This window comes from Aeromonas sp. 96A (assembly GCF_051919165.1).
GTDB lineage: Bacteria > Pseudomonadota > Gammaproteobacteria > Enterobacterales > Aeromonadaceae > Aeromonas > Aeromonas veronii.
Genome location: NZ_JBQBFE010000001.1, coordinates 4,625,182 through 4,647,458, shown reverse-complemented (window position 1 = coordinate 4,647,458; position 22,277 = coordinate 4,625,182). Strand labels below are relative to the sequence as shown.

Genomic DNA, 22,277 nt, shown 5'->3' with positions numbered 1-22,277 from the left:
TTACTCTCCTTTGGCTGCCAGCAGGGCAATGGCGGCGTCAACCTTGACGGTCTGTTGCTCGGCCTGACCACGCAGATATTTGATAGTGATCTCCCCGTTTTGCACCTCGGTTTCACCAAGGATCAGGGCGATTGCCGCGCCGCTCTTGTCGGCACGTTTGAGTTGTTTCTTGAAGTTGCCACCACCGCAGTGGCTCATGAGGCGCAGGTCCGGCAGGGCATCGCGCAGACGCTCGGCCAGCTGGAAGCCAGCCTGTTCGGTCCCCTCGCCCACCATCGCCAGATAGACATCCACCGCCGGGCGGATATCGGCGTTGAGCTCGAGAGTTTCCAGCATCAGCACCAGACGCTCCATGCCCATGGCAAAGCCCACGGCCGGGGTCGGTTGACCGCCCAGCTGCTCCACCAGACCATCGTAGCGACCACCGGCACAGACGGTGCCCTGGGCACCCAGACTGCTGGTGACCCACTCGAACACGGTCAGGTTGTAGTAGTCAAGACCACGCACCAGACGCTCGTTCACTTCATATTTGATACCGGCAGACTCGAGCAGGCGCTTGAGCCCCTCGAAGTGGGCCAGGCTCTCTTCGCCCAGATGGTCGAACAGACGCGGGGCACCCGCCAAAATGGCCTGCACCTTTTCATCCTTGGAGTCGAGCACCCGCAGCGGGTTGCTGTACATGCGGCGCTGGCTCTCTTCGTCCAGCTGCTCCTTGTACTGCTCCAGATAGGCCACCAGCGCATCGCGGTAAGCGGCACGCTCGGCGCTCTGACCCAGGGTGTTGAGCTGCAGGGTGACATGCTCGCTGATGCCAAACAGACGCCACAGACGGTGGGTCAGCATGATCAGCTCAGCGTCGATGTCCGGCCCGTTGATGCCGAACAGCTCGACACCGAACTGGTGGAACTGGCGATAACGGCCCTTCTGGGGACGCTCGTGACGGAACATGGGGCCCATGTACCACATCCGGCGTTCCTGGTTGTAGAGCAGACCGTGTTCGATACCGGCACGGACGCAGCTGGCGGTCCCTTCCGGACGCAGGCTGAGGCTGTCGCCGTTGCGATCTTCAAAGGTGTACATCTCTTTTTCGACCACGTCGGTCACTTCACCGATGGCGCGCTTGAACAGATGAGTCTGCTCGACAATCGGCATGCGCACTTCGCTGTAGCCATAGCTGGCAACGACCTGGCGCAGGATCTGTTCAACCTTCTGCCATACCGGGCTCTGCTCCGGCAGGCAATCATTCATACCGCGAATAGCTTGGATCTGTTTTGCCACGTTGATACTCGAGAAAAAGAGGTAAAATTTGGCCGCATTATAGGGATTTTCCCCCCAAGGTAAAATCAGGGAATCCGGATGCGGGATTTAAAATCAGTCACCTGGAAAAAGGGCCACCCAATGTGGCCCTGTTTCGCTCACTCCTTGTCCATCGGGATCCGGTTGGCGGGATCCAGCATGGCGGCGCGGGCGCGAATGCGGCGCTCCAGAGTTGGAATGAGATCCTTGTTGTCGAGCCGATCGACCCGCTGGCCCCCTTCATAGAAGGCACTCTTGTTGGCGGCACCCGCCAGACCAAGGTCGGAGACCAGCGCTTCACCCGGCCCATTCACCACACAGCCGATGATGGAAACATCCATCGGGGTGATGATGTCTTCGAGCCGCTCTTCCAGAGCATTGACGGTGGCGATCACATCGAACTCCTGCCGTGAGCAGGATGGGCAAGCGATAAAGTTGATGCCACGGGAGCGAATACGCAGGGATTTGAGGATATCGAAACCGACCTTCACCTCCTCCACCGGATCCGCCGCCAGCGAGATCCGCAGGGTATCGCCGATACCGTCGGTAAGCAGCATGCCCAGACCGATGGCAGACTTCACCGCGCCGGCACGGAAACCGCCCGCTTCGGTGATGCCAAGGTGCAGCGGCTGCTCGATCTGCTTGGCCAGCAGGCGATAGGCACCGACGGCCAGGAACACATCGGAGGCCTTGACGCTCACCTTGAAGTCCTGAAAGTCGAGGCGATCGAGGTAGTCCACGTGACGCATGGCGGACTCTACCAGCGCTTCGGGGGTCGGCTCGCCGTACTTCTCCTGGATATCTTTCTCCAGCGACCCGCCATTGACCCCGATACGGATCGGGATATTGAGGTCGCGCGCGCAATCGACCACCGAGCGCACCCGCTGCTCGTTGCCGATGTTGCCCGGGTTGATACGCAGGCAGTCGGCACCGTACTCGGCCACTTTCAGGGCGATGCGATAGTCGAAGTGGATATCGGCAACGATGGGGATGCGGGTCTGCTGTTTGATCAGCCGGAAGGCTTCCGCCGCTTCCATGGTGGGCACGGAGACACGGACGATATCGGCACCGACCCGCTCGATCCGCTGGATCTGCTCGATGGTGGCGGCGACATCTGTGGTCTTGGTGTTGGTCATGGTCTGCACGGTAATGGGGGCATCGCCCCCAACCGGTACATTACCAACCATGATCTGTCTGGATTTACGACGAATGATGGGTGATTCGTGAGAAGACATGGGAAACAGATTACTCCTGCGGCAGTGAGAAGCGGGCTGTACGACCGTTGTTGTAACGGCTCATATCAAACGACTGACCCTTGTAGTCAAGCTTGACGGCCATGGGCGCGCCAATGATGAACTTCAGGGGCTCGGCGCCTTCCAGCACCAGCTCGTCGTTGGCCTTCTTCAGACCACTGAACAGGGTCTTGCCGTTAGCATCCTTCACATCCAGCCAGCAATCGGCGGTGAAGCTCATCTTCAGTTGCGGCGCAGTCGCCGGATCAACGACAGCCTCTTCAGATTCAGTGCCATTGGCACCGGATACTGCTGCATCGGTCGCAGTGCCGACAGCCGCGCTGACATCGCTCGGGGCAACAGCCGCAGAAGCAGGCGCCAGGGTAGCCGTCGCATCGGAGATCACTGCAGGAGCAGTCACGTCCGTGGCGGCCGGTGCGATGGCTGCGCCTTCCACCGGGGCGGTGTTGATCACATCGGGCGGCGTGATAGCAGGTTCAGCCGGAGTCGAACTGGTTGCACTCATCTCGGTGGCTGCCAGCGCTTCATCACCGGCGGAGCGACGGGAAGTACTCTGCCACCACCAGGCGACCGAGAGCGCAATCAACACCAGGATCACCAGCCAGGTCACCACCTTGAGCCGACTGTCGTTGGCTTGCTGGCGGGAGCGACGGGAGAAGCTCTGCATGTCGATATTGTCGGGAGGAGTCAGACCCAGCTTGTCGTAAGCAGCCAGAATGGTCTCGTCGGGGATCCCGACCAGCTTGGCATAGGTACGCAGATAGCCCCGAATAAAGGTATGGGAGGTGTGCTTGTCGTAGGTATCCGATTCGATAGCGGCGATCAGGGTCAGACGAAGGTGAATGCGGGACGCAACCTGTTCTCGTGTCCAGCCAAGCTGTTCACGGGCGTTGCGCAGCAATTGGCCTGGGCCTACTGCCTGGGAGTCGTCTTGGAAATCGTGTTGCTGTTCAATAGTCATTGGCTAAATAACGCTTGGCTTGTTGCGAAGTGGGATATTGCCTTACCAGCTCAGTCCCGAATTGGTGAAGTAATGCCGGCTTGTCCATCGCCTGTGCCAGCCGAAGTCTCAACCAGAGACTCTCCTCGTTCTCGTCTGACACATCGGCAAAACGGGCGAGGTAGGACTGCACATCAGGCAGCTTGCCATCTTTCATGGAAAGCTCGGCCAAGTCCAGCAATAACCCTGGATTGCGGGGATTATACCCCAAGGCCAGGCGATAGTACTCGCCTGCTTTATCATTTCTGCGATTTTGCAGCGCACAAAGTGCCGCATTTTCATAGGTATCGGCAATTTTTACATAGCCTGGCTGAATAACAGCCTGGTTGAACGCCTGATCTGCCTCGGCATACCTGCCGCGATCACAGAGGAAGGCACCATAGTTGTTCATTGCGTCAGCATTGGACGGATCCATGGCAAGTGCGTTCTTGTAATGGGTCTCGGCTGCCTTGAAATCTCCTACCTTCTGGTAAAAGTAGGCAAAACCGATCTGGGTCTGGGGGTTGGAGGGGTCATACTGGAGGGCGCGGTCAAGATTGAACTTGGCCTGCTCGGCATTGCCCTGACGCAGGTACTGGATACCCAGGTCGAGGCGGGTTTGGGCAGCCGCCTTGAGGTCAGGACCCACTTCACGCTGGGTCGAGTTCTGGCCAGCGTAAGTGGTCTCGGTCACACAGCCTGGCAGCGCGCAGAGCGCTGCCACTACGATCAATGTACGTGTATCCATTCCCTGTCTATACAATGGCTTAGCATTTAAACCATTTTGACGGAAATCCCATCCTGTTGCATCCGATTTTTGATAGTTCGCTTGGTACGGTCAATCACGTCACCCACCAGCTGACCACAGGCGGCATCGATGTCATCACCACGGGTCTTGCGGACAATCACGGTGAAACCGTACTCCATCAGCACCTTGGAAAAGCGATCGATACGGCTGTTGCTCGGCTTGCCGTAAGGGTTGCCTGGGAAGGGGTTGAACGGGATCAGGTTGATCTTGCTCGGAGTGTCCTTGAGCACCTTGGCCAGCTCGTGAGCATGCTGCATATCGTCATTGATATGATCGAGCAGCACATACTCGACGGTCACCCGACCACCGTTGGCATTGGATTTGGCCAGGTAACGACGGACACCGGCGAGGAACTCCTCGATGTTGTACTTGTCGTTGATCGGCATGATCTCGGAGCGCAGCTTGTCGTTCGGGGCGTGCAGGGAGATAGCCAGCGCCACGTCGATCTGGTCACCCAGCTTGTCCAGCGCCGGTACCACGCCAGAGGTAGAGATGGTCACCCGGCGCTTGGAGATGCCAAAGCCGTAGTCATCCATCATCAGACGCATGGCGGGCACCACATTGGCGAGGTTGAGCAGCGGCTCGCCCATCCCCATCATCACCACGTTGGTGATGGGACGCTTGCCACCGACCACGCGGGCCGCACGCCACACCTGACCGATGATCTCGGAGACTTTCAGGTTGCGGTTGAAGCCTTGTTGGGCGGTAGAGCAGAACTTGCACTCCAGCGCACAGCCAACTTGAGAGGAGACGCAGAGGGTCGCGCGGTCATCTTCCGGGATGTAGACGGTCTCGACCTCCTGATCGCCCACCTGCAGGGCCCACTTGATGGTGCCATCGGCAGAACGCTGCTCGCGGCTGATCTCGGGCGCCTTGATCTCGGCGATCGCCTTGAGGCGCTCTTTGAGCACCTTGTTGACGTTGGTCATCTGATCGAAATCATCACACCCAAAGTGATAGATCCACTTCATGACCTGATCTGCCCGGAATGGCTTCTCGCCCAGTTCGACGAAAAAGGCACGCATGGCATCCCGATCAAGATCCAGCAGGTTGATTTTTGTTTCGCTCATCAATGGCCTCAGTTCAAACACTTCATCAATTATTGGCTGACGACGTCAGGGGGCGGCATTGTACAAATAATGGGTCTGGCTTTCCACCTGGAGAATAGAGGGATATTGCGTAAACGGCGAAAACAACAAAGGGAGCCGAGGCTCCCTTGGGTCATCATCCACGTAAATCAGCCGCGCGGGCAGATCTCGTTGTCAGAGAAAAAGTAGGCAATTTCGCGGGCAGCGGATGCCGGTGCATCGGAGCCATGTACTGCGTTGCGATCGATGCTCTCGGCATAACAGGCACGCAAGGTACCAGCCAGCGCCTCTTTCGGGTTGGTAGCACCCATGATCTCGCGATTGCGACGGATGGCGTCTTCCCCTTCCAGCACCTGCACCATGACAGGGCCAGAAGTCATGAAGCTGACCAGATTGTCATAAAAAGGCTTGCCCTGATGCTCGGCATAGAAACCGGCAGCCTGTTCACTGCTCATGTGCAGCATCTTGGATGCCACCACTTTCAAGCCTGCGCTTTCGAAACGGCTATAGATGGCACCGATCAGGTTCTTGCTGACAGCATCCGGTTTAACGATAGAGAAGGTACGTTCGATGGCCATTGATATCTTTCCTTAACTACAGAGTTTTATTGTTAGAATCCATGTTCGCTGGCGATTATACGTAAACAAAAACCGGAAAAACACACAAACAAGCAACTTTTTATTAAACATCACTCCCTTGCAATCAACATCCACACTCATCTTGACCGAGCAGAGCCGGAAAATATGTGCGCTTGCGCACGATAGTTACCTTAAGCCGCCAAAACCCCATCTTTTGTTCACAATTCGAACAGCATGAAAAAGGCACCCGAAGGTGCCTTGTCTCGCCTATTTGGCTTCCGCCAGCAGGGCCCGCGCTATAGTGCGCATCCCCAGAGTATTGGCTCCCGGCGCCCAGAGGGCATCGCCGTTGTCACTGAAGCAGGCGGCCAGATCGATATGCAACCAGCCCATCCCTTCGTTGGCAACGAAACGGGAGAGGAAACCCGCCGCGTTGGAGGCGCCACCCGGCCCGCCCCCCTTCACCGGACGGCTGTTGGCCGTGTCGGCGTAATGGGAGGGGCACTGCTGGCGGTGCCAGGGCTCCAGCGGCAGCGGCCAGGCAGGCTCATGCTCGGCATCGGCATAGGTCATGGCCCGGCTTACCAACCCTTTATCGAGGCCAAACAGGGCATTGTAGCGCCCACCCAGCGCCATCACGGCTGCGCCAGTCAGGGTTGCGGCATCGATGATCAGCGGTGCGCCTGACTCGCTCGCCAGTTGCAGGCCGTCGGCCAGCACCAGCCGCCCCTCGGCATCGGTATTCACAATCTCGACCGTGGTGCCGTTCTTGTAGGTGAGGATGTCGCCTAGCTTGTAGGCGTGGCCGGAGACCAGGTTCTCGGCGCAGCAGAGAATAAGCTTCACCCGCTTGTCGAGCCCGCGCAACATTGCCAGCGCCAGCGCACCGGTGACAATTGCCGCGCCCCCCATGTCGCACTTCATGGTGAGCATTCCCTCGGAACTCTTCATGGAGTAGCCGCCGGAGTCAAAGGTGATCCCCTTGCCCACCAGCGCTGCTGCCACCGGCGCCTTGGGGTCACGCCCCGGGTTGAAGTCGAGCTCCAGCAATACCGGTTCGCGCGCACTGCCGCGGCCCACTTGGTAAAGGCCAATCCAGCCCGCCTGTTGCAGCGCTTCGCCTTTCAAAATGCGATGACTTACCTTGTCCGGCGCCAGCTCGGTAATAAAGGAGGCCGCTTCCACCGCCAGCTCCAGCGGGCCCAACTGCTCCGGGGTGGCATTGGTCATCTCGCGCACCCAGCGGCCGCAGAGCCAACGCGCTTCCAGCTCCTCTCTATCCTCTTCCGAGGACATGGCCCACTGCAGTTGCACCTCCGCCTTGGGGGTTTGTAGCCCTTGGGCAAAAGCCCACTGCTGTTCACGCTCCCAGTGACCAGCCAGGGTCACTTTCTGGATCCCCTGCTGGCAGAGGCGACGGGCCGCCTGCTGGATATCGAGCAGCGGATTGGCCGTCACCAGATGGATCACCATGCCGTCGGCACGGTGAGAGAGCAGCGCCCCCTCCCCCCACTCGGCCGGTGCAAATTCACGACTTAACCAGACATTCATGCGGTCACCTCCTGCAGCCAGCGGGCGATGGTACGCAGACCGTGACCCTTGGCGCCGGTCGCCCAGAGATCATTGCCCGATTTCTGATAAGAGGCTGCCAGATCCAGGTGCACCCAACCCTTGCCCTCATCACGCACGAAACGGGAAAGGAACGCAGCAGCCGTGGTGGCACCGGCCGTGCCTTCTGCCGAGGCGACGTTGCCCAGATCGGCAAAGGCCGAGGTGAGCTGGCTGGCATGCCAGGGCTCCAGCGGCAGCGCCCACGCCTGCTCGTTTTCCACCTTGGCGGCGGCCAGCGCACGCTGCTGTTCGGTCTCATCGAGGGCAAACACCGCATTATAATCGCGCCCCAGCGCCATCTTGGCGGCGCCGGTCAGGGTGGCTGCGTCAAGGATATAAGCCGCACCGCTGTCGGAGGCCGCCATCAGGCCATCGGCCAGCACCAGACGACCTTCCGCATCGGTGTTCTGGATCTCGACCGAAACCCCATTCTTGTAAGTGAGGATGTCGCCCAGCTTGAAGGCGTGGCCGGAGACCAGGTTCTCGGCGCAGCAGAGAATGAGCTTCACCCGCTGGTTCAGACCGCGGCTGATAGCCAGCGCCAGCGCGCCGGTCACCATGGCCGCGCCGCCCATATCGGACTTCATCGGCAGCATGTTGTCAGAGGACTTCATGGAGTAGCCACCGGAATCAAAAGTGATCCCCTTGCCCACCAGCGCCGCCACCACGGGTGCATTGCGATCACCGGTCGGGTTGTAGTCAAGCTCCAGCAGCACAGGCTCGCGCTCGCTGCCACGGCCAACCGACCAGATCCCGATATGGCCGGACTCGCGCAGCGCTTCACCGGCGGTGATGCGAGCTGTAACCTGATCCCCGGCCAGACCACGAATGAGCAACAGGGCCGATTCCGCCAGACTCATGGGGTAGATCTCTTCCGGACAGCCATTGGTGATGTCACGTACCCAGCGAGCCGCCTTGAGCAGCGCATCCAGTTCACGGGCTTCCGCGTCGCTCTGCTGGCCAAAATCCAGTTCACGCGATCCCTTGGCGGCGTAGAACCCCTGGGCGAACGCGTAGCGACGCTCCAGATCCCAGCCTTCACCGACCAGCGTCACCCGCTTGATCCCGCTCGATTCGAGGCGACGGGCGGCGCGCTGAACGGTGCGCAGAACATCCTTCTCCTGACCGGCGGCACCAAGATGGATCAGTGCCTCATCGCCATTGAAACTTAGCTGGGCGCCTTCGCCCCAATAAGCGGCCGCAGCCTGGGTGGATAACGCTACCTTCATCATGTCAGCCATCGTGTTTGCTTCCTTTTTACTGGCACTATGTATAAGCATTCTTTATGGGAAAGAGCTTATTGGCAAAGAGAGAATAACGAATACAAAAAAGGCCGTGCCCCCGAGGGTCACGGCCTTCCACCATATCACCGAAGCACCACAGAATGCTGCACGTGCAATTCACTCATGTGTAATTAATGGCGTTCAGAGGCAAGGTTCAGGGTGTACTTGGGCAGTTCCACCACCAGATCCTCATCCGCCAATTTTGCCTGGCAACTAAGACGGGATTCCGGCTCCAGCCCCCACGCCTTGTCCAGCATGTCGTCTTCCAGCTCGTCACTTGGCTCGAGCGAGTCAAAGCCCTCGCGCACCACGCAGTGGCAGGTGGTGCAGGCACAGGATTTCTCGCAGGCATGCTCGATTTCGATACCGTTGCGCAGCGCCACATCCAGAATGGTCTCGCCGCTTTGCCCCTCGAGGGCGGCGCCATCCGGACAGAGTACGGGATGAGGAAGAATGATCAGTTTTGGCATATTACACCTTGTTGACGTTTTGTCCGGTCAGCACCTTGCGGATGGAGGCGTCCATCCGGCGGGCTGCAAACTCGCCACTGACAGCATCTGCCGCCTCAATGGCTTCTTTGATTTGATGGGTAGCGCCGCTGTTGCGCATGGTCAGCAGATGGGCGATGGCGGCATCAATCTCGGCACGCTCGGCAGCATTGAGCAGGGCATCGCCATCGGCGGCCAGCGCCGCATTGAGACTCTCGATCACCCGGTCGGCTTCAACCTGCTGCTCGGCCAGCATGCGGGCATCCATATCCTGCTGGGCGTTCTCGATGGAGGCACTCAGCATGTTGAGGATATCCTGCTCCGCCAGCCCGTAAGAGGGCTTGACCTGGATCTCGGCCTGCACGCCGGAGGATTTCTCCATGGCGCTGACCGAGAGCAGACCATCCGCATCCACCTGGAAGGTGACGCGAATATGGGCGGCGCCGGCTGCCATCGGCGGAATACCGGTCAGGGTAAAGCGGGCCAGGGAGCGGCAATCGGCCACCAACTCGCGTTCACCCTGTACCACGTGAATGGCCATGGCGGTCTGACCATCCTTGAAGGTGGTGAACTCCTGGGCGCGGGCAACCGGGATGGTGGTGTTGCGCGGGATCACCTTCTCGGCGAGGCCACCCATGGTCTCCAGACCCAGTGACAAGGGGATAACGTCCAGCAGCAGCATCTCGGCATCGGGCTTGTTACCCACCAGAATATCGGCCTGGATGGCGGCGCCGATGGCGACAACCTTGTCCGGATCGATGCTGGTCAGCGGCGTACGCTGGAAGAACTCGCCCACCAGTTCACGCACCAGCGGCACCCGGGTGGAGCCACCGACCATCACCACTTCCAGCACTTCCACCTGCTCGAGACCGGCATCGCGCAGGGCGCGGCGACAAGCCAGCAAGGTCCGTTTCACCAGCGGGGTGATGAGTTCATCAAACTGGCTACGGCTCACTGAACCCTGCCAGCCCGCAAAGGTGCAAGCCACCTGCTCGGCATCGGTCAGACCGTGTTTGACGGCAGCGGCCACATCCAGCAGCTCGCGCTGCAAATGGGCATCCAGCTCGCCGGAGAGGCCCGCTTGCTCCTTGATCCAGTCCGCCAGCAGGTGATCGAAGTCATCGCCGCCGAGGGCGGAATCGCCGCCGGTCGCCATCACTTCAAACACGCCTCGATGCAGCCGCAGGATGGAGATATCGAAGGTACCGCCCCCCAGATCGTAGACCGCAATCACCCCTTCCTGACCGGAGTCGAGGCCATAGGCAATCGCGGCCGCAGTCGGCTCGTTGAGCAGCCGCAGCACGTGCAGACCGGCCAGACGGGCCGCATCCTTGGTACCCTGACGCTGGGCATCATCGAAATAGGCGGGCACGGTAATGACCACGCCATCGAGATCGCCCCCGAGTGTCTGGGCGCCACGCTCGGCCAGCTTTTTGAGAATTTCGGCCGATACCTGCACCGGATTGACCAGCCCCTGACGGGTTTGCAGTTGCGGCATGCCATTGTCGGCGGCAACAAACTGGTAAGGCTGCTGGCGGGTATCGATATCGGCCAGCGCCTTGCCCATCATCCGTTTGACCGAGATGATGGTGTTGTGAGGATCGAGTGCCGCTTCGCGCTTGGCATCAATTCCGACCCGAATGGTGTCGCTTTGATAGTGCACCACCGACGGAAGCAGGTCGCGCCCTTGCTCATCGCAAAGGGTATCGGCGTGACCACTGCGAACCGCAGCGACGAGAGAGTTGGTGGTGCCGAGATCGATGCCGACGGCACGTTTGTGCTGATGAGGAACAGCGCTCTGGCCGGGTTCGGCGATTTGCAGTAATGCCATGGGTAATGAAACTTCCAGCGTTAAAGGATCAAGACTCGAGAAGCGAGTCTTCGAATCGTTCCAGCTCTTCGAGGAGCTTGTCGACAAACTTGAGTTTGCGAACGCAATCAGCGGCAACGAGATCTCTGCCGGCGGCAAGAGACTCGGTCAGCTGCTGCATCAACATCTGGTGATCATGCCTGATCTCGCTGCGAAAATCCTTGATGGCGCGCTCAGGGTCGGTGTCATCTTTCAGATCGGCCAGACGCTCGCGCCACTCCAGCTGCTGCATCAAAAACGCGGTATCTTGCAGAGTCTGCTGTTCACCACGGATATCGGTGCCACGCAGAGAGAGCAGATATTCGGCACGGCGCAGCGGCGCCTTTAGGGTGGTGAATGCTTCGTTGATCTGGGCGGCACGTTGCACCGCAGCCAGCTGCTCCCGTTCGGGGGCGGTGGCAAAACGATCAGGATGGAATTGGGTTTGCAGCTGGCGGTAGGTATCAGCCAACTGACGGGTATCGAGCTCGAAGCCTTCAACCAGCCCAAACAGCTCGAAATGATTCATGCAAACCTCTTGGAAACGTTCGCCACAACCTCACTCGCCCCTGGCAAATGAGATGTGGTTGAACGGGTCATGGGCAACCCACTCAACCACAGACGAAGGATCATTGACGTCAAACAGCTCAGACACTGAAGCTTTCGCCGCAACCACACTCGCCTTTGGCGTTGGGATTGTTGAACTGGAAGCCCTCGTTGAGGCCCTCCTTGACGAAATCCAGCTCGGTGCCATCCAGATGGATCAGGCTCTTGGCATCGACAATAATCTTGACGCCCTGCTGCTCGAACACCTGATCCTCATCGGTCAGTTCATCAACGAACTCAAGCACGTAGGCCAGACCGGAGCAGCCGGTGGTTTTGACGCCGAGGCGCAGGCCAATGCCCTTGCCCCGGTTAGCCAGAAAAGAGGAAACCCGTGCCGCGGCGGCATCTGTCATGGTAATAGCCATACTGCTCTCCGGCGCTTAGAGACCTTTCTTCTGCTTGTAATCGGCGATGGCGGCCTTGATGGCGTCCTCGGCCAGAATGGAGCAGTGGATCTTCACCGGTGGCAGAGCCAGCTCTTCAGCGATATCGGTGTTCTTGATGCCAGCCGCCTCATCCAGTGTCTTGCCCTTGACCCATTCGGTCACCAGGGAGCTGGAGGCGATGGCAGAACCGCAACCGTAGGTCTTGAACTTGGCATCTTCGATGATGCCTTCGTCGCTGATCTTCAATTGCAGCTTCATCACATCGCCACAAGCGGGCGCACCGACCATGCCGGTTGCAACGCTGGGATCATTCTTGTCGAAACCACCGACGTTGCGAGGATTCTCGTAGTGGTCGATTACTTTTTCACTGTAAGCCATATCTCACTCCTGCTAATTCTGTTGCTCACTGACCCAGTGGATCAGTGATGAGCCCATTCGACCGTGTTCAGATCGACGCCGTCTTTGTACATCTCCCACAGGGGGGACATCTCGCGCAGACGACCGATGGAGTCACGAATAAGCTTGACCGCGTAGTCAATCTCTTCCTCGGTGGTGAAGCGACCCATGCTGAAACGGATGGAGCTGTGCGCCAGCTCGTCGTTCAGACCCAGTGCGCGCAGCACATAGGAGGGTTCCAGGCTGGCGGAGGTACAGGCCGAACCGGAAGAGACCGCCAAATCTTTCAGCGCCATGATGAGGGATTCCCCCTCCACATAGGCAAAGCTGACGTTGAGGTTGCCCGGAACACGCTGATCCAGATCGCCATTGATGTAGACGGCTTCAATATCCTTGATGCCATTCCACAGACGCTGGCGCAGTGCCAAGATACGCTCGCCTTCACTCACCATCTCTTCTTTGGCGATGCGGAAAGCTTCGCCCATCCCGACGATCTGGTGGGTCGGCAGAGTACCGGAACGCATGCCGCGCTCGTGGCCGCCACCGTGCATCTGGGCTTCCAGACGAACGCGGGGTTTGCGGCGAACAAACAGTGCACCGATCCCTTTCGGACCATACACCTTGTGCGCTGAGACGGAGAGCAGGTCCACTTTCAGTGCTTCCACATCTACCGGGATCTTGCCCACACTCTGAACGGCATCCACGTGCAGCAGGATCTTGCGGGAACGGCACAACTCGCCGATGGCGGCAATGTTCTGAACCACGCCGATTTCGTTGTTCACATGCATGATGCTGACAAGGATGGTGTCATCACGCATGGCATTCTCGATCATCTCGATAGTGAACAGGCCGTTGGGCATCGGCTCAAGATAGGTCACCTCGAACCCTTCACGCTCCAGCTGGCGACAGGTATCGAGCACCGCCTTGTGTTCGGTCTTGGAGGTGATGATGTGCTTGCCCTTGCTGGCATAGAAGTGGGCAACACCCTTGATGGCCAGGTTATTGGATTCGGTCGCACCGGAAGTGAAGACGATCTCGCGGGGATCGGCACCGATCAGATCTGCCACTTGATTACGGGCCAGATCCACCGCCTCTTCGGCTTGCCAGCCAAAGCGGTGAGAACGGGAAGCCGGATTGCCGAACAGGCCATCCATGGTGAGACACTGCATCATTTTTTCTGCGACACGCGGGTCCACCGGACAGGTTGCCGAATAATCAAGGTAAATAGGCAGTTTCATGTTTTTCTCCGTCACAGTCCGGGTCATACAGAGTCCCGCTGTGGAAAGCACGTTTATAGTTGGACTTTCAAGCTCACATCGCCGTGTTCTGCCCGATCAACCAGGGACAACACGGTCTTCATTTGTTCATCTTGCTTGCCGGCAATGCGGCGCACATCGGCCTGGCGTACCAGCTCGGCCAGGGTGATATCCCCGAGGAAGCTGGAGATCCGCTCACTCAGGTCGCGCCACAGGGAGTGAGTCAGACACTGGGTACCACCGTGGCAGCCGCCCTTGCCGAGACACTTGGTGGCATCGACCGACTCATCGACCGCGGTGATCACTTGACCCACCGAAATCTCGCCTGGGGCCAACCCGAGGCGATAACCACCACCCGGGCCACGCACGCTGCTCACCAGACCATGTTTACGCAGGCGGGCAAAGAGCTGCTCGAGATAGGACAACGAGATGCCCTGGCGCTCGGAAATATCGGCAAGGGGGACGGGCCCCTGCTCTGCATGCAGCGCCACGTCGAGCATGGCGGTTACAGCGTAACGTCCTTTTGAAGTCAGTCTCATGTGCCTTACCGTCTTGCGAAGCAATTTAATGGGGCACATGGTCACATACCCGACCAAATCAGTCAAGTATATGGTTGAGTAAATCAGTCGGATTAATCCGGTACGCGCGCTTTCTGCACCGAGGTCAGAATACCGCGCAGAATGTTGAGCTCAGCTGCTTCCGGCCGAGCCCGATTGAACAGGCGACGCAGCTTGCTCATCACATGACCCGGATGGTCATCGGCAATAAAACCGGTCTTCATCAGGGTTTGTTCCAGGTGCTGATAAAACCCTTCCAGCTGGGCGGCACTCGGATAGACCATCTCGTCTTCAGGCTCGGCGGCCTGCCCCTGCAGCCAGCGCATCCGCACTTCGTAGCAGAGAGTCTGCACCGCCATGGCCAGATTGAGAGAGCTGTAATCAGGATTGGCCGGAATGGCCACGTGGTAGTGGCACTTTTGCAATTCGTCGTTGGTGAGACCAGTGCGTTCACGGCCAAACACCAGCGCGACCGGGTGCTGCATCCCCTCGACTATCGACTTTTCGCCGGCCTCACGGGGATCGAGCATGGGCCAGCTCAGGGTTCGCGAGCGGGCGCTGGTGCCAATCACCAGACCACAATCGGCGATCGCGTCGTCCAGTGTCGGGACGATACGGGCATTGGCAAGCACATCGCTGGCACCAGCCGCCAGGGCGAAGGCATTGTCATCCGGCAAGGCTTGCGGATCAACCAATACCAGCTGGGTCAACCCCATGGTCTTCATGGCGCGTGCCGCAGACCCCATGTTGCCGGTATGAGAGGTGTTTACCAAAACGATACGAATCTGATCCAACATGCCCAGTCAATCTTCAGTCAAAAATGGCGCGCAATTGTAACATAAGAGAACACCATGTTGGCACCGTAAAAGCCGAGCCATTTCAGAACAAAACTACCCGTTTGTATAACAAACCAGCATGAGGGAAGTGAGAGGGGGGGGCTAAACTTGATGGATATCCGATAAACGGCACAGGAGACACCACGCCATGCTTCCTCCCTTTATCTATGAGAGATTGCCCAGCCTCTACCTGCTGGCAGCCATTGCCATTATTACGTTGAGTGAACAGCCCCTGCTCTGGTTTGCAGGCACCTTGCTGTTTATCGCCGGAGCGGTGACCTGGATGATGCGCTCCAGCTACCGACGTACCGATCTGATTATCTTTCCGAGCAAACGCTGGCTACAGCCGGAGTGGCTGTATGAAGCGCAACCCTTTATCTGGCTGGCTGCGGGGCTGGCCATGTCACAGCTGCCCGCCCCTGCGGCACTCATCGCCTTGGTGCCCTGTCTGTGGGCCTGTCGCTGCCTCTGGGCACGGCACCATTATCGTCGCCATGCCCATGGGGTGATTGTCCACTTAAGACGGGATCCCGCCCGGCGCCGTCTGCACCGGAGCCTGCGCTGACTCGGTGCGGGCGCGTTCGATAAACGTCGCCAGATCCATCAGGGGATACTTCATCAGGCTTGGCAAGCCATCGAGATCCAGACTGTCCATCAGGTTTTTCACCTCAAGGCCCAGTTCGGTATCCCCTTCTATCTTCAGCTTGCGCTGGAAAAAGAGCGAATCCGGATCCTCTTTGCGACCGGCAATCAGGATCAGGTCGTTGGCGGTACCGCTGAAGCAGACATCGGCCTTGTCACACTCGCGAGCTACCACCAGCTGGCCATTCTGCTCACTGATAAACCAGCACAGCGCCAGATCAGAGACTTCGACTTTCAGCCACTTGTCTGCCAGAAACTCGAAATCGCCATCTTCGATAGCCTCTTTGAAAACCCGGGCCAGTAAACTCTCCATCAGCTGCTTTTGCAGATTGAAGGGAACCAGCTTGAGGGGATGGCGCAAGAAGCGCGGAGCCTGTTCGACCAGGCGGCGTTGCAGTTGTTGAAACACGATAGACTCCCTTTTTTGCGCATTCAAACACAGGGAGAGTGGCAAGATCCTGTTGGAAATCAAACTTGTGCAGGGTTACCTCAAGAAGGGTAAAGCCACACAAAGCTGCCTCAGGTCAAAAAGCGGGAGTGCATGGCTGCATACAATCAGGGCTCGTTTGCCCTTCATATGCACTCTCGGAGCGTACCAATGGAATTACTCTGTCCGGCAGGCAGTTTGCCGGCACTGAAAACCGCCGTGGATAACGGGGCCGATGCCGTTTATATCGGTTTCAAGGATGACACCAATGCCCGCCACTTTGCCGGTCTCAACTTTACCGACAGCAAACTGGAGAAGGCGGTGGATTATGTGCATCAACATGGTCGCAAGCTGCATATTGCCATCAATACCTTTGCCCATCCCGGGGCCGATACTCGATGGAAACAGGCGGTTGATCGCGGGGTGGCCCTCGGCGCCGATGCGTTAATCATCGCCGATCTCGCCGTGCTGGAATATGCCAGCCGCCACTACCCCGAGATGGAACTCCATGTCTCGGTGCAGGCCAGCGCCACCAATGCCGCCGCCATTCGCTTCTATCAGCAGCAATTCAATGTCACACGGGTGGTGCTGCCCCGGGTGCTCTCCATGCATCAGGTCAAGCAGCTGGCCCGCGAGACCGATGTTGGCCTAGAGGTATTCGCCTTTGGCAGCCTCTGCATTATGGCCGAGGGGCGCTGCTATCTCTCCTCCTACATGACTGGCGAGAGTCCCAACACCGTCGGCGCCTGCTCACCGGCCAAGTTCGTCCGTTGGGAAGAGACCCCGAATGGTCTCGAGTCGCGGCTCAACGAGGTGCTGATCGACCGCTATGGCCCGGGCGAAAATGCTGGCTATCCGACCCTGTGCAAGGGGCGTTTCGACGTGGATGGCCAGACCTACCACGCGCTGGAAGAGCCCACCAGTCTCAATACCCTGGGTCTCCTGCCCGAGCTCTTCAAGACCGGGATCCAGTCGGTCAAGATTGAAGGGCGCCAGCGCAGCCCCGCCTATGTGGAGCAGGTGACCCGGGTGTGGCGTGCAGCCATCGATGCCTATCAGGCCAATCCCGAGGCCTATCAGGTCAAAGCTGAGTGGGATGCCCAGCTCGCCCGCGTCTCAGAAGGTAGCCAAACTACCCTCGGCGCCTACCATCGTCAGTGGCAATAAGGAGTCCACCCATGCAATTTTCTCTCGGGCCTCTGCTCTTCTACTGGCCCAAAGCCGATACCGAAGCCTTTTATCATGCAGCTGCCGACAGTCAGGCCGACATCATCTATCTGGGTGAGACCGTCTGCAGCAAGCGGCGCGAACTCAAAGTCGATGACTGGCTTGCGCTGGCCCGTCAGGTGGCCAGCTCCGGCAAGCAGGTGGTGCTCTCGACCCTCGCCCTTATCTCCGCCCCCTCCGAACTCAAGGAGGTGAAGAGGCTGGTCGACAATGGCGATCTGATGGTCGAAGCCAACGATCTCGGTACGGTGCAACTCGCCTGGGAGGCAGGGATCCCCTTCGTCTGTGGCCCCGCCATCAACGCCTATAACGCCGATGTACTGCGCATGTTGCTCAAACAGGGGATGAAACGCTGGGTCATGCCGGTGGAGCTCTCCCGTGACTGGCTGATCCAACTCAATCAGGATCTGGGCTCCCTGCGCAAACAATTTGAGGTGGAGGTGTTTGCCTACGGCCATCTGCCGCTCGCCTACTCGGCGCGCTGCTTCACCGCCCGATCCCTCGACAAGCCCAAGGACAACTGCGAGCTCGCCTGCATCAACTACCCCACCGGACGACTGGCCAACAGCCGCGAGGGGCAGCGGGTGTTCAATCTCAACGGGATCCAGACCCAGTCCGGTTACTGCTATAATCTGGGTAACGAGCTGGCTGGTATGGAAGGTCTGGTAGATGTGGTCAGACTTTCACCGCAAGGGATGGAGACGCTGGAGATGCTGGCCCGCTTCAAAGCCAACCGGCAGGGCCAGGCTCCCCTCTCCTTGCAGCAAGGAAGCGACTGCAACGGCTACTGGCGCCAGATCCCCGGCATGAGCCTGGTGGAGTAAACCCGCCATTCGCTGTCTAGTCCTGAAATAGGTTTACACATTTTTAACTAGCATTTCTCTACTCAGAACCCCCTATGTACCGCATCGGGGGTTCTGTATTTCAACGCATGATGCGGCCGCTCCTCGTTGTAAATATCCACCGCTTCACGCACCATTTCCCGCGCTTGCGTCAAATCCTGCGGGCTTTGCAACAATAACTCTCCTTTCAAAATCCCGTTCACCCGCTCCGCCAACGCATTCTGGTAACAGTCATACCCATCCGTCATCGAGCATTTCACCCCGTACCGTTCATGTAGTGACTGATACAGCCCCGAGCAATACTGCACGCCGCGGTCCGAGTGGAGGATGAGTTCACCGCTGCCACGCCGTTGCTTCAGGGCTTTCTTGAACGCCATCGCCACCGACTCCGCGTGCATCCCTTCGTGCACGTGATGGCCCACTATCTTGCGTGAGTACGCATCCGTCACCAGGCTCAGGTACAGCGGCCCGCTCCTGGCTGGCAGATAGGTGATATCTGCGACCCAGACCTGCTTCGGGGCCACCGGCGTAACCTGCTCTGGTCCCGCCTTGAGCAAGTTGGGATGACGGTAGAAACGGTGAAAACTGTGGGTGGTCTTGTGATACGCCCGCTTAGGCAGCACCAGCAGGCGGTGCTCGGCCAATATCCGAAACAGCCTGTCACGCCCGACCTTGAGCCCGCCATCATCCTGACCCTGCAGCAGATAATGCAGCTTGCGAGTGCCCACCCGCGGTTGTCGCAGTCGAACCTGACGCACGAAGCGCACCACCTGCAATCCCTGTGCATGGCGCTCGTCGGCGACCCGATTGCGCTTGTAGTAAGCCTGCCGGCTTATCCCCAGAAACAGGCAAGCCCTGACAATGGTCTTGCCGCTGCGAGAGGACTTGCCGGGTCGCTTTTTTACGATGGAGACGCCGTAGTCATTCTTCAGTACATCGACGACGGCCTCAAAGAACTGGGCCTTCTGACTCATCAGCGCCAGCTGCTGCTCGAGTTCCTTGATGCGCTGTTCGGGCGTCTGGTTGTCGGGGTCAGGCATGGTGATGCTCCTGCCGGCGCGCACAGAAGCCCCCTGGCTCCAATCTTGCCGACCATGTTTACGCAACCATACCAGAACGGTGGAGCGGCCCTGAATGCCATAACACACCTGAGCCTGTTTGTAGGTGAGCTCGCCTTTTTCAATCTGCTCGACCAGTGCCAGTTTAAAAGTCAGCGAGTAATCGCGCTGTGTCCGTTTCACACCTTTTCCCATCGGGTTCTCCATTTATTGGGAGGAAAGGTGTAAACCATATTCAGGACGGGACACGCCCAACAAAAAGGCTATGTCCCAATTACGTGTTGCATGGGGCGCCCCAGCGCCTCATGCAAACATGTTTTGATATTTACGCCTTTTCCGTAACGCTCCAGCATCCGGCGCCAACCCAAGTAGTTCTTCAGGTAGTGCGTCGCCACGCCATGGAACCGCTCCATCCACTCTTTCAACCGATGGTGATATCCGTTCACATGCTGGATGTGATACGCACCGACTACCCGTTCGCCTTGACGATTGCGCACCACCTGATGGGTTATACCCTGTTCATTGCTGAAACAGGCATACACACCCGCCCCATCGCTACACAGCACCGCATCCGGTGACACCAACGGCTTCAACACCGCGATGACCGTCTCGGCATCTATTTTCTCCAACTGGAAATCCGCATGGTGGCCTGCACGGTCTTGTACCACCATCACCGGGATGTAATCTGGCCCGGTTCCACGAGTTCGACCTTTACCACCGCGATGACGTGGTGAACGCGGCAGTCCCCGCTGCCCCTTGAACGATTCAAGGAAGAAGGTCTCATCCACCTCAACAATGCCCTCTTCCCGGGTGGCCTGATGGGTTGCCATCGCGCGCAAGAATCGGTGACGCCAGAGGAACGCGGTGTTTTTGCTGACCCCACAGCGCCGCGCGGCCTGGCGGACAGTCAGTCCTTCGATGAGAGCTTGCGCGTAGTCTTCCCAGCACTGTGCTTTACGCAATCTGGCCAAGGGCGTCTTGGTCAGAACGGTGCTGGTGCGCAGACACAGTTTGCAACGGTAGCGGCGCAGTCCCCGACTCCATCCCCAAGGCGCCAGCTGGGTAACATCGGCCTGACAATGGGGGCAGCCACTGCATGCCGGTAACTGAGTATTGAGCGAGGTAATGGTGTGGGGTGCAGTAAGCTCCTGCTGAGCAACACGGCGCTGGCGCAGGGTTAACTGGGGAAAAAGGGACAACAGGTGTTGAAAGGCTGGAGTATCCATGATGGTAGACCTCAAGGTGATGGCCTACTTCAAGATTAGCCTTTCAACACGTAATTGGGACAGAGCCAACAAAAAGGCCTCATCGCGAGGCCTTTTACCACTATCTGGCAGTGGATCAGGAGGGCTGATCACTCTTGTTACGAGCGCTCTGGGCACCTGGCGGCAAGGGTTTTCGCGCCATCAACTCCAGCTCCAACAGCGCATAGCGGTGCTCAATGAAGTCATAGACGTTATTGGATAAGGCCAGCTTGAAGTAGCTGATGGCTTCCTTGCGGTTGCCTTTGCCCAGCTCGAACTTGCCCAGATAGAAGTAGGTTTCGCACAGGCGCTCAGCGAGCTCCCGGTTATCCTTCACCCCTTTCACCACGTTGCCCATCAGCTGGGAAGCGTTGATCTCGCCGGTATAGAGGCGAACCAGATCCCAGTTCCAGGCATCGTCATCGTACTTGTTGAGACGCTCGCGCATCCGGCTCATGGCGGCCGACGGGTCGAGTTTCTGCTCGGCCAGATAGAGCCAGATCACCCGATAGGGGTCTTCCGGCTGCGCCTCGTAGAAACGCTTCATATCAGCCGCGGCCAGCTCGGGACGGTTACCGTAATAGAGGGCGATGCCACGGTTGAGATAGGCATAGTCATAGTCCGGCGCCAGTTCGAGGGCGGAATCGAACGCATCATAGGCTTCGTCATAATTCTGCTGCTGTACCAGATAGACGCCGATGAAGTTGTAGGCTTCGGCGAAATCCGGTTTCTCCCGCAGGGCACGGTTGAAATCGAGCCGCGCGAGGGAACGCAGACCAACCCGATCAAACACCACGGCACGCTCATAGAACAACTCTGCCCGTTGCTCGGTGGTCAGTTCCATTTCACTGAGCATCTGCCCGAGTCGGGCGAGCGCCAGCTCACTCTGGTAGGAGACCTGCAGGGGGGTCGCCAACACCAGTGAAGCAGGCTGCGGCTTGGGAACCTTGGGGGTGTTAACCTGACTGCTACTGCTGCAACCCCACATGGGAAGCAACAACAGGATACCGAGGAGGTATCCAATCCCTTTCCTGACGTTCAATGAACACTCCGACGCTTACGCTTGACCCCGCATATGGTAAAGGTCAACAGCTGCTTTGTCATGTAGCTGTGCCCCTCTACCTCAAATAAATCAGGATTCGACAGGGTATCCGGCATCGCACCAACCGCGAAACCCGCCGTCGACGCTGATCACCTTGCGATAACCCATCTGTTGCAGGTTGTCCGCAGCCAGAATGGAGCGAAAACCACCACCACAATAGAGGTAGAGCTCGGTCTCGAGATCCGGGAACTGGGTCTCGATATCCCGCTCAATCACGCCACGACCCAGATATCGGGCACCGGGCAGATGGCCTTTGGCCCACTCGCTCTCTTCCCGCACGTCGATCAGGTGAAACGTGCGCCCTTCATCCAGCCAGCGCTTGATCTGGTGAACATCGGTTTCGGTGATGCGGGAGCGGATCCCGTCAACCAGCGCTAAAAAACGGGGATTGTGATGCATGACAAACTCCTGTTGTTTAAATCATGTGCGTCAGCAAACGACACGCAGAGATAAGAAAAGAGCGCC

General features: G+C 58.4%; 24 protein-coding genes. 3 read left to right on the top strand and 21 right to left on the bottom strand.

Annotation, left to right across the window (positions count from 1 at the left end; genetic code table 11):
* The 16 genes from hisS to trmJ form a co-directional block, all read right to left on the bottom strand.
* Complete coding sequence (gene hisS / locus ACTG2W_RS21550; protein WP_005351051.1) at positions 1-1,278, bottom strand: histidine--tRNA ligase; 1,278 nt, start codon at positions 1,276-1,278, stop codon at positions 1-3.
* 137 nt (positions 1,279-1,415) lie between these two features.
* Positions 1,416-2,531 (bottom strand): flavodoxin-dependent (E)-4-hydroxy-3-methylbut-2-enyl-diphosphate synthase, encoded by a 1,116-nt coding sequence (ispG, locus tag ACTG2W_RS21545; RefSeq protein WP_005333801.1) that lies wholly within the window; start codon positions 2,529-2,531, stop codon positions 1,416-1,418.
* Between the two features lie 10 nt (positions 2,532-2,541).
* Positions 2,542-3,510, bottom strand: a complete 969-nt coding sequence (gene rodZ / locus ACTG2W_RS21540; protein WP_106844529.1) for a cytoskeleton protein RodZ — start codon at positions 3,508-3,510, stop codon at positions 2,542-2,544.
* The gene (gene tapF, locus ACTG2W_RS21535) at positions 3,500-4,291 is read right to left on the bottom strand and encodes a PilW family type IVa pilus biogenesis/stability lipoprotein TapF (RefSeq protein ID WP_106844530.1); all 792 of its coding nucleotides are present in this window, start codon (positions 4,289-4,291) and stop codon (positions 3,500-3,502) included. Before tapF ends, rodZ begins: the two co-directional genes overlap by 11 nt.
* A gap of 11 nt (positions 4,292-4,302) precedes the next feature.
* On the bottom strand, positions 4,303-5,406 hold the full coding sequence (locus ACTG2W_RS21530) for a bifunctional tRNA (adenosine(37)-C2)-methyltransferase TrmG/ribosomal RNA large subunit methyltransferase RlmN (RefSeq protein ID WP_005344856.1): 1,104 nt from the start codon (positions 5,404-5,406) through the stop codon (positions 4,303-4,305).
* Positions 5,407-5,573: 167 nt separating this feature from the next.
* A complete protein-coding gene (gene ndk / locus ACTG2W_RS21525) occupies positions 5,574-6,002 on the bottom strand; it encodes a nucleoside-diphosphate kinase (RefSeq protein ID WP_005333805.1) in 429 nt (142 codons plus the stop codon).
* A gap of 267 nt (positions 6,003-6,269) precedes the next feature.
* The gene (pepB, locus tag ACTG2W_RS21520) at positions 6,270-7,553 is read right to left on the bottom strand and encodes an aminopeptidase PepB (RefSeq protein WP_204479017.1); all 1,284 of its coding nucleotides are present in this window, start codon (positions 7,551-7,553) and stop codon (positions 6,270-6,272) included.
* Complete coding sequence (gene pepB / locus ACTG2W_RS21515; protein WP_005351034.1) at positions 7,550-8,854, bottom strand: aminopeptidase PepB; 1,305 nt, start codon at positions 8,852-8,854, stop codon at positions 7,550-7,552. Before pepB (ACTG2W_RS21515) ends, pepB (ACTG2W_RS21520) begins: the two co-directional genes overlap by 4 nt.
* Before the next feature lie 173 nt (positions 8,855-9,027).
* Positions 9,028-9,366, bottom strand: a complete 339-nt coding sequence (gene fdx, locus ACTG2W_RS21510) for an ISC system 2Fe-2S type ferredoxin (protein WP_005333808.1) — start codon at positions 9,364-9,366, stop codon at positions 9,028-9,030.
* Between the two features lies 1 nt (position 9,367).
* Positions 9,368-11,215 carry a Fe-S protein assembly chaperone HscA gene (hscA, locus tag ACTG2W_RS21505; protein WP_128835496.1) on the bottom strand — a complete coding sequence of 616 codons (1,848 nt, stop codon included), beginning with the start codon at positions 11,213-11,215 and terminating at the stop codon, positions 9,368-9,370.
* Positions 11,216-11,243: 28 nt separating this feature from the next.
* Positions 11,244-11,762, bottom strand: coding sequence for a co-chaperone HscB (gene hscB, locus ACTG2W_RS21500; protein ID WP_113740608.1), 519 nt, complete (start codon positions 11,760-11,762; stop codon positions 11,244-11,246).
* 118 nt (positions 11,763-11,880) lie between these two features.
* Positions 11,881-12,204 (bottom strand): iron-sulfur cluster assembly protein IscA, encoded by a 324-nt coding sequence (iscA, locus tag ACTG2W_RS21495; RefSeq protein WP_005333812.1) that lies wholly within the window; start codon positions 12,202-12,204, stop codon positions 11,881-11,883.
* A 15-nt stretch (positions 12,205-12,219) separates the two neighbouring features.
* Positions 12,220-12,603, bottom strand: a complete 384-nt coding sequence (gene iscU / locus ACTG2W_RS21490) for a Fe-S cluster assembly scaffold IscU (protein ID WP_005333813.1) — start codon at positions 12,601-12,603, stop codon at positions 12,220-12,222.
* A 41-nt stretch (positions 12,604-12,644) separates the two neighbouring features.
* Entirely contained in the window at positions 12,645-13,859 is a 1,215-nt protein-coding gene (locus ACTG2W_RS21485) for an IscS subfamily cysteine desulfurase (protein ID WP_021229687.1), read from the bottom strand.
* A 53-nt stretch (positions 13,860-13,912) separates the two neighbouring features.
* Positions 13,913-14,416 carry a Fe-S cluster assembly transcriptional regulator IscR gene (iscR, locus tag ACTG2W_RS21480; protein ID WP_026035025.1) on the bottom strand — a complete coding sequence of 168 codons (504 nt, stop codon included), beginning with the start codon at positions 14,414-14,416 and terminating at the stop codon, positions 13,913-13,915.
* Between the two features lie 92 nt (positions 14,417-14,508).
* Complete coding sequence (gene trmJ, locus ACTG2W_RS21475; protein WP_088869225.1) at positions 14,509-15,231, bottom strand: tRNA (cytosine(32)/uridine(32)-2'-O)-methyltransferase TrmJ; 723 nt, start codon at positions 15,229-15,231, stop codon at positions 14,509-14,511.
* Positions 15,232-15,418: 187 nt separating this feature from the next.
* Here trmJ and ACTG2W_RS21470 point away from each other — a divergent pair, with 187 nt between their 5' ends.
* A complete protein-coding gene (locus ACTG2W_RS21470) occupies positions 15,419-15,835 on the top strand; it encodes a hypothetical protein (protein ID WP_005333821.1) in 417 nt (138 codons plus the stop codon).
* On the opposite strand, the gene ubiT is transcribed toward ACTG2W_RS21470, so the two are convergent.
* Positions 15,788-16,321 carry a ubiquinone anaerobic biosynthesis accessory factor UbiT gene (gene ubiT, locus ACTG2W_RS21465; protein ID WP_111899602.1) on the bottom strand — a complete coding sequence of 178 codons (534 nt, stop codon included), beginning with the start codon at positions 16,319-16,321 and terminating at the stop codon, positions 15,788-15,790. The genes ACTG2W_RS21470 and ubiT overlap by 48 nt on opposite strands.
* 189 nt (positions 16,322-16,510) lie before the next feature.
* Here ubiT and ubiU point away from each other — a divergent pair, with 189 nt between their 5' ends.
* Complete coding sequence (ubiU, locus tag ACTG2W_RS21460; RefSeq protein WP_042080116.1) at positions 16,511-17,506, top strand: ubiquinone anaerobic biosynthesis protein UbiU; 996 nt, start codon at positions 16,511-16,513, stop codon at positions 17,504-17,506.
* 11 nt (positions 17,507-17,517) lie between these two features.
* A complete protein-coding gene (locus tag ACTG2W_RS21455) occupies positions 17,518-18,390 on the top strand; it encodes a U32 family peptidase (protein ID WP_106844537.1) in 873 nt (290 codons plus the stop codon).
* A 62-nt stretch (positions 18,391-18,452) separates the two neighbouring features.
* Here ACTG2W_RS21455 and ACTG2W_RS21450 read toward each other — a convergent pair whose 3' ends face one another.
* The 4 genes from ACTG2W_RS21450 to ACTG2W_RS21435 all read right to left on the bottom strand — a co-directional run bounded on the left by ACTG2W_RS21450 (position 18,453) and on the right by ACTG2W_RS21435 (position 22,211).
* A complete protein-coding gene (locus ACTG2W_RS21450) occupies positions 18,453-19,661 on the bottom strand; it encodes an IS3 family transposase (RefSeq protein ID WP_106844538.1) in 1,209 nt (402 codons plus the stop codon).
* Between the two features lie 68 nt (positions 19,662-19,729).
* Positions 19,730-20,692: an IS1595 family transposase gene (locus ACTG2W_RS21445; protein ID WP_106844639.1), complete on the bottom strand. Its 963-nt coding sequence runs from the start codon at positions 20,690-20,692 to the stop codon at positions 19,730-19,732.
* 115 nt (positions 20,693-20,807) lie between these two features.
* Positions 20,808-21,752 carry a lipoprotein NlpI gene (nlpI, locus tag ACTG2W_RS21440; protein WP_280638861.1) on the bottom strand — a complete coding sequence of 315 codons (945 nt, stop codon included), beginning with the start codon at positions 21,750-21,752 and terminating at the stop codon, positions 20,808-20,810.
* 90 nt (positions 21,753-21,842) lie between these two features.
* Positions 21,843-22,211 carry a rhodanese-like domain-containing protein gene (locus ACTG2W_RS21435; protein WP_106843939.1) on the bottom strand — a complete coding sequence of 123 codons (369 nt, stop codon included), beginning with the start codon at positions 22,209-22,211 and terminating at the stop codon, positions 21,843-21,845.
* Between the last annotated feature and the right edge of the window lie 66 nt (positions 22,212-22,277).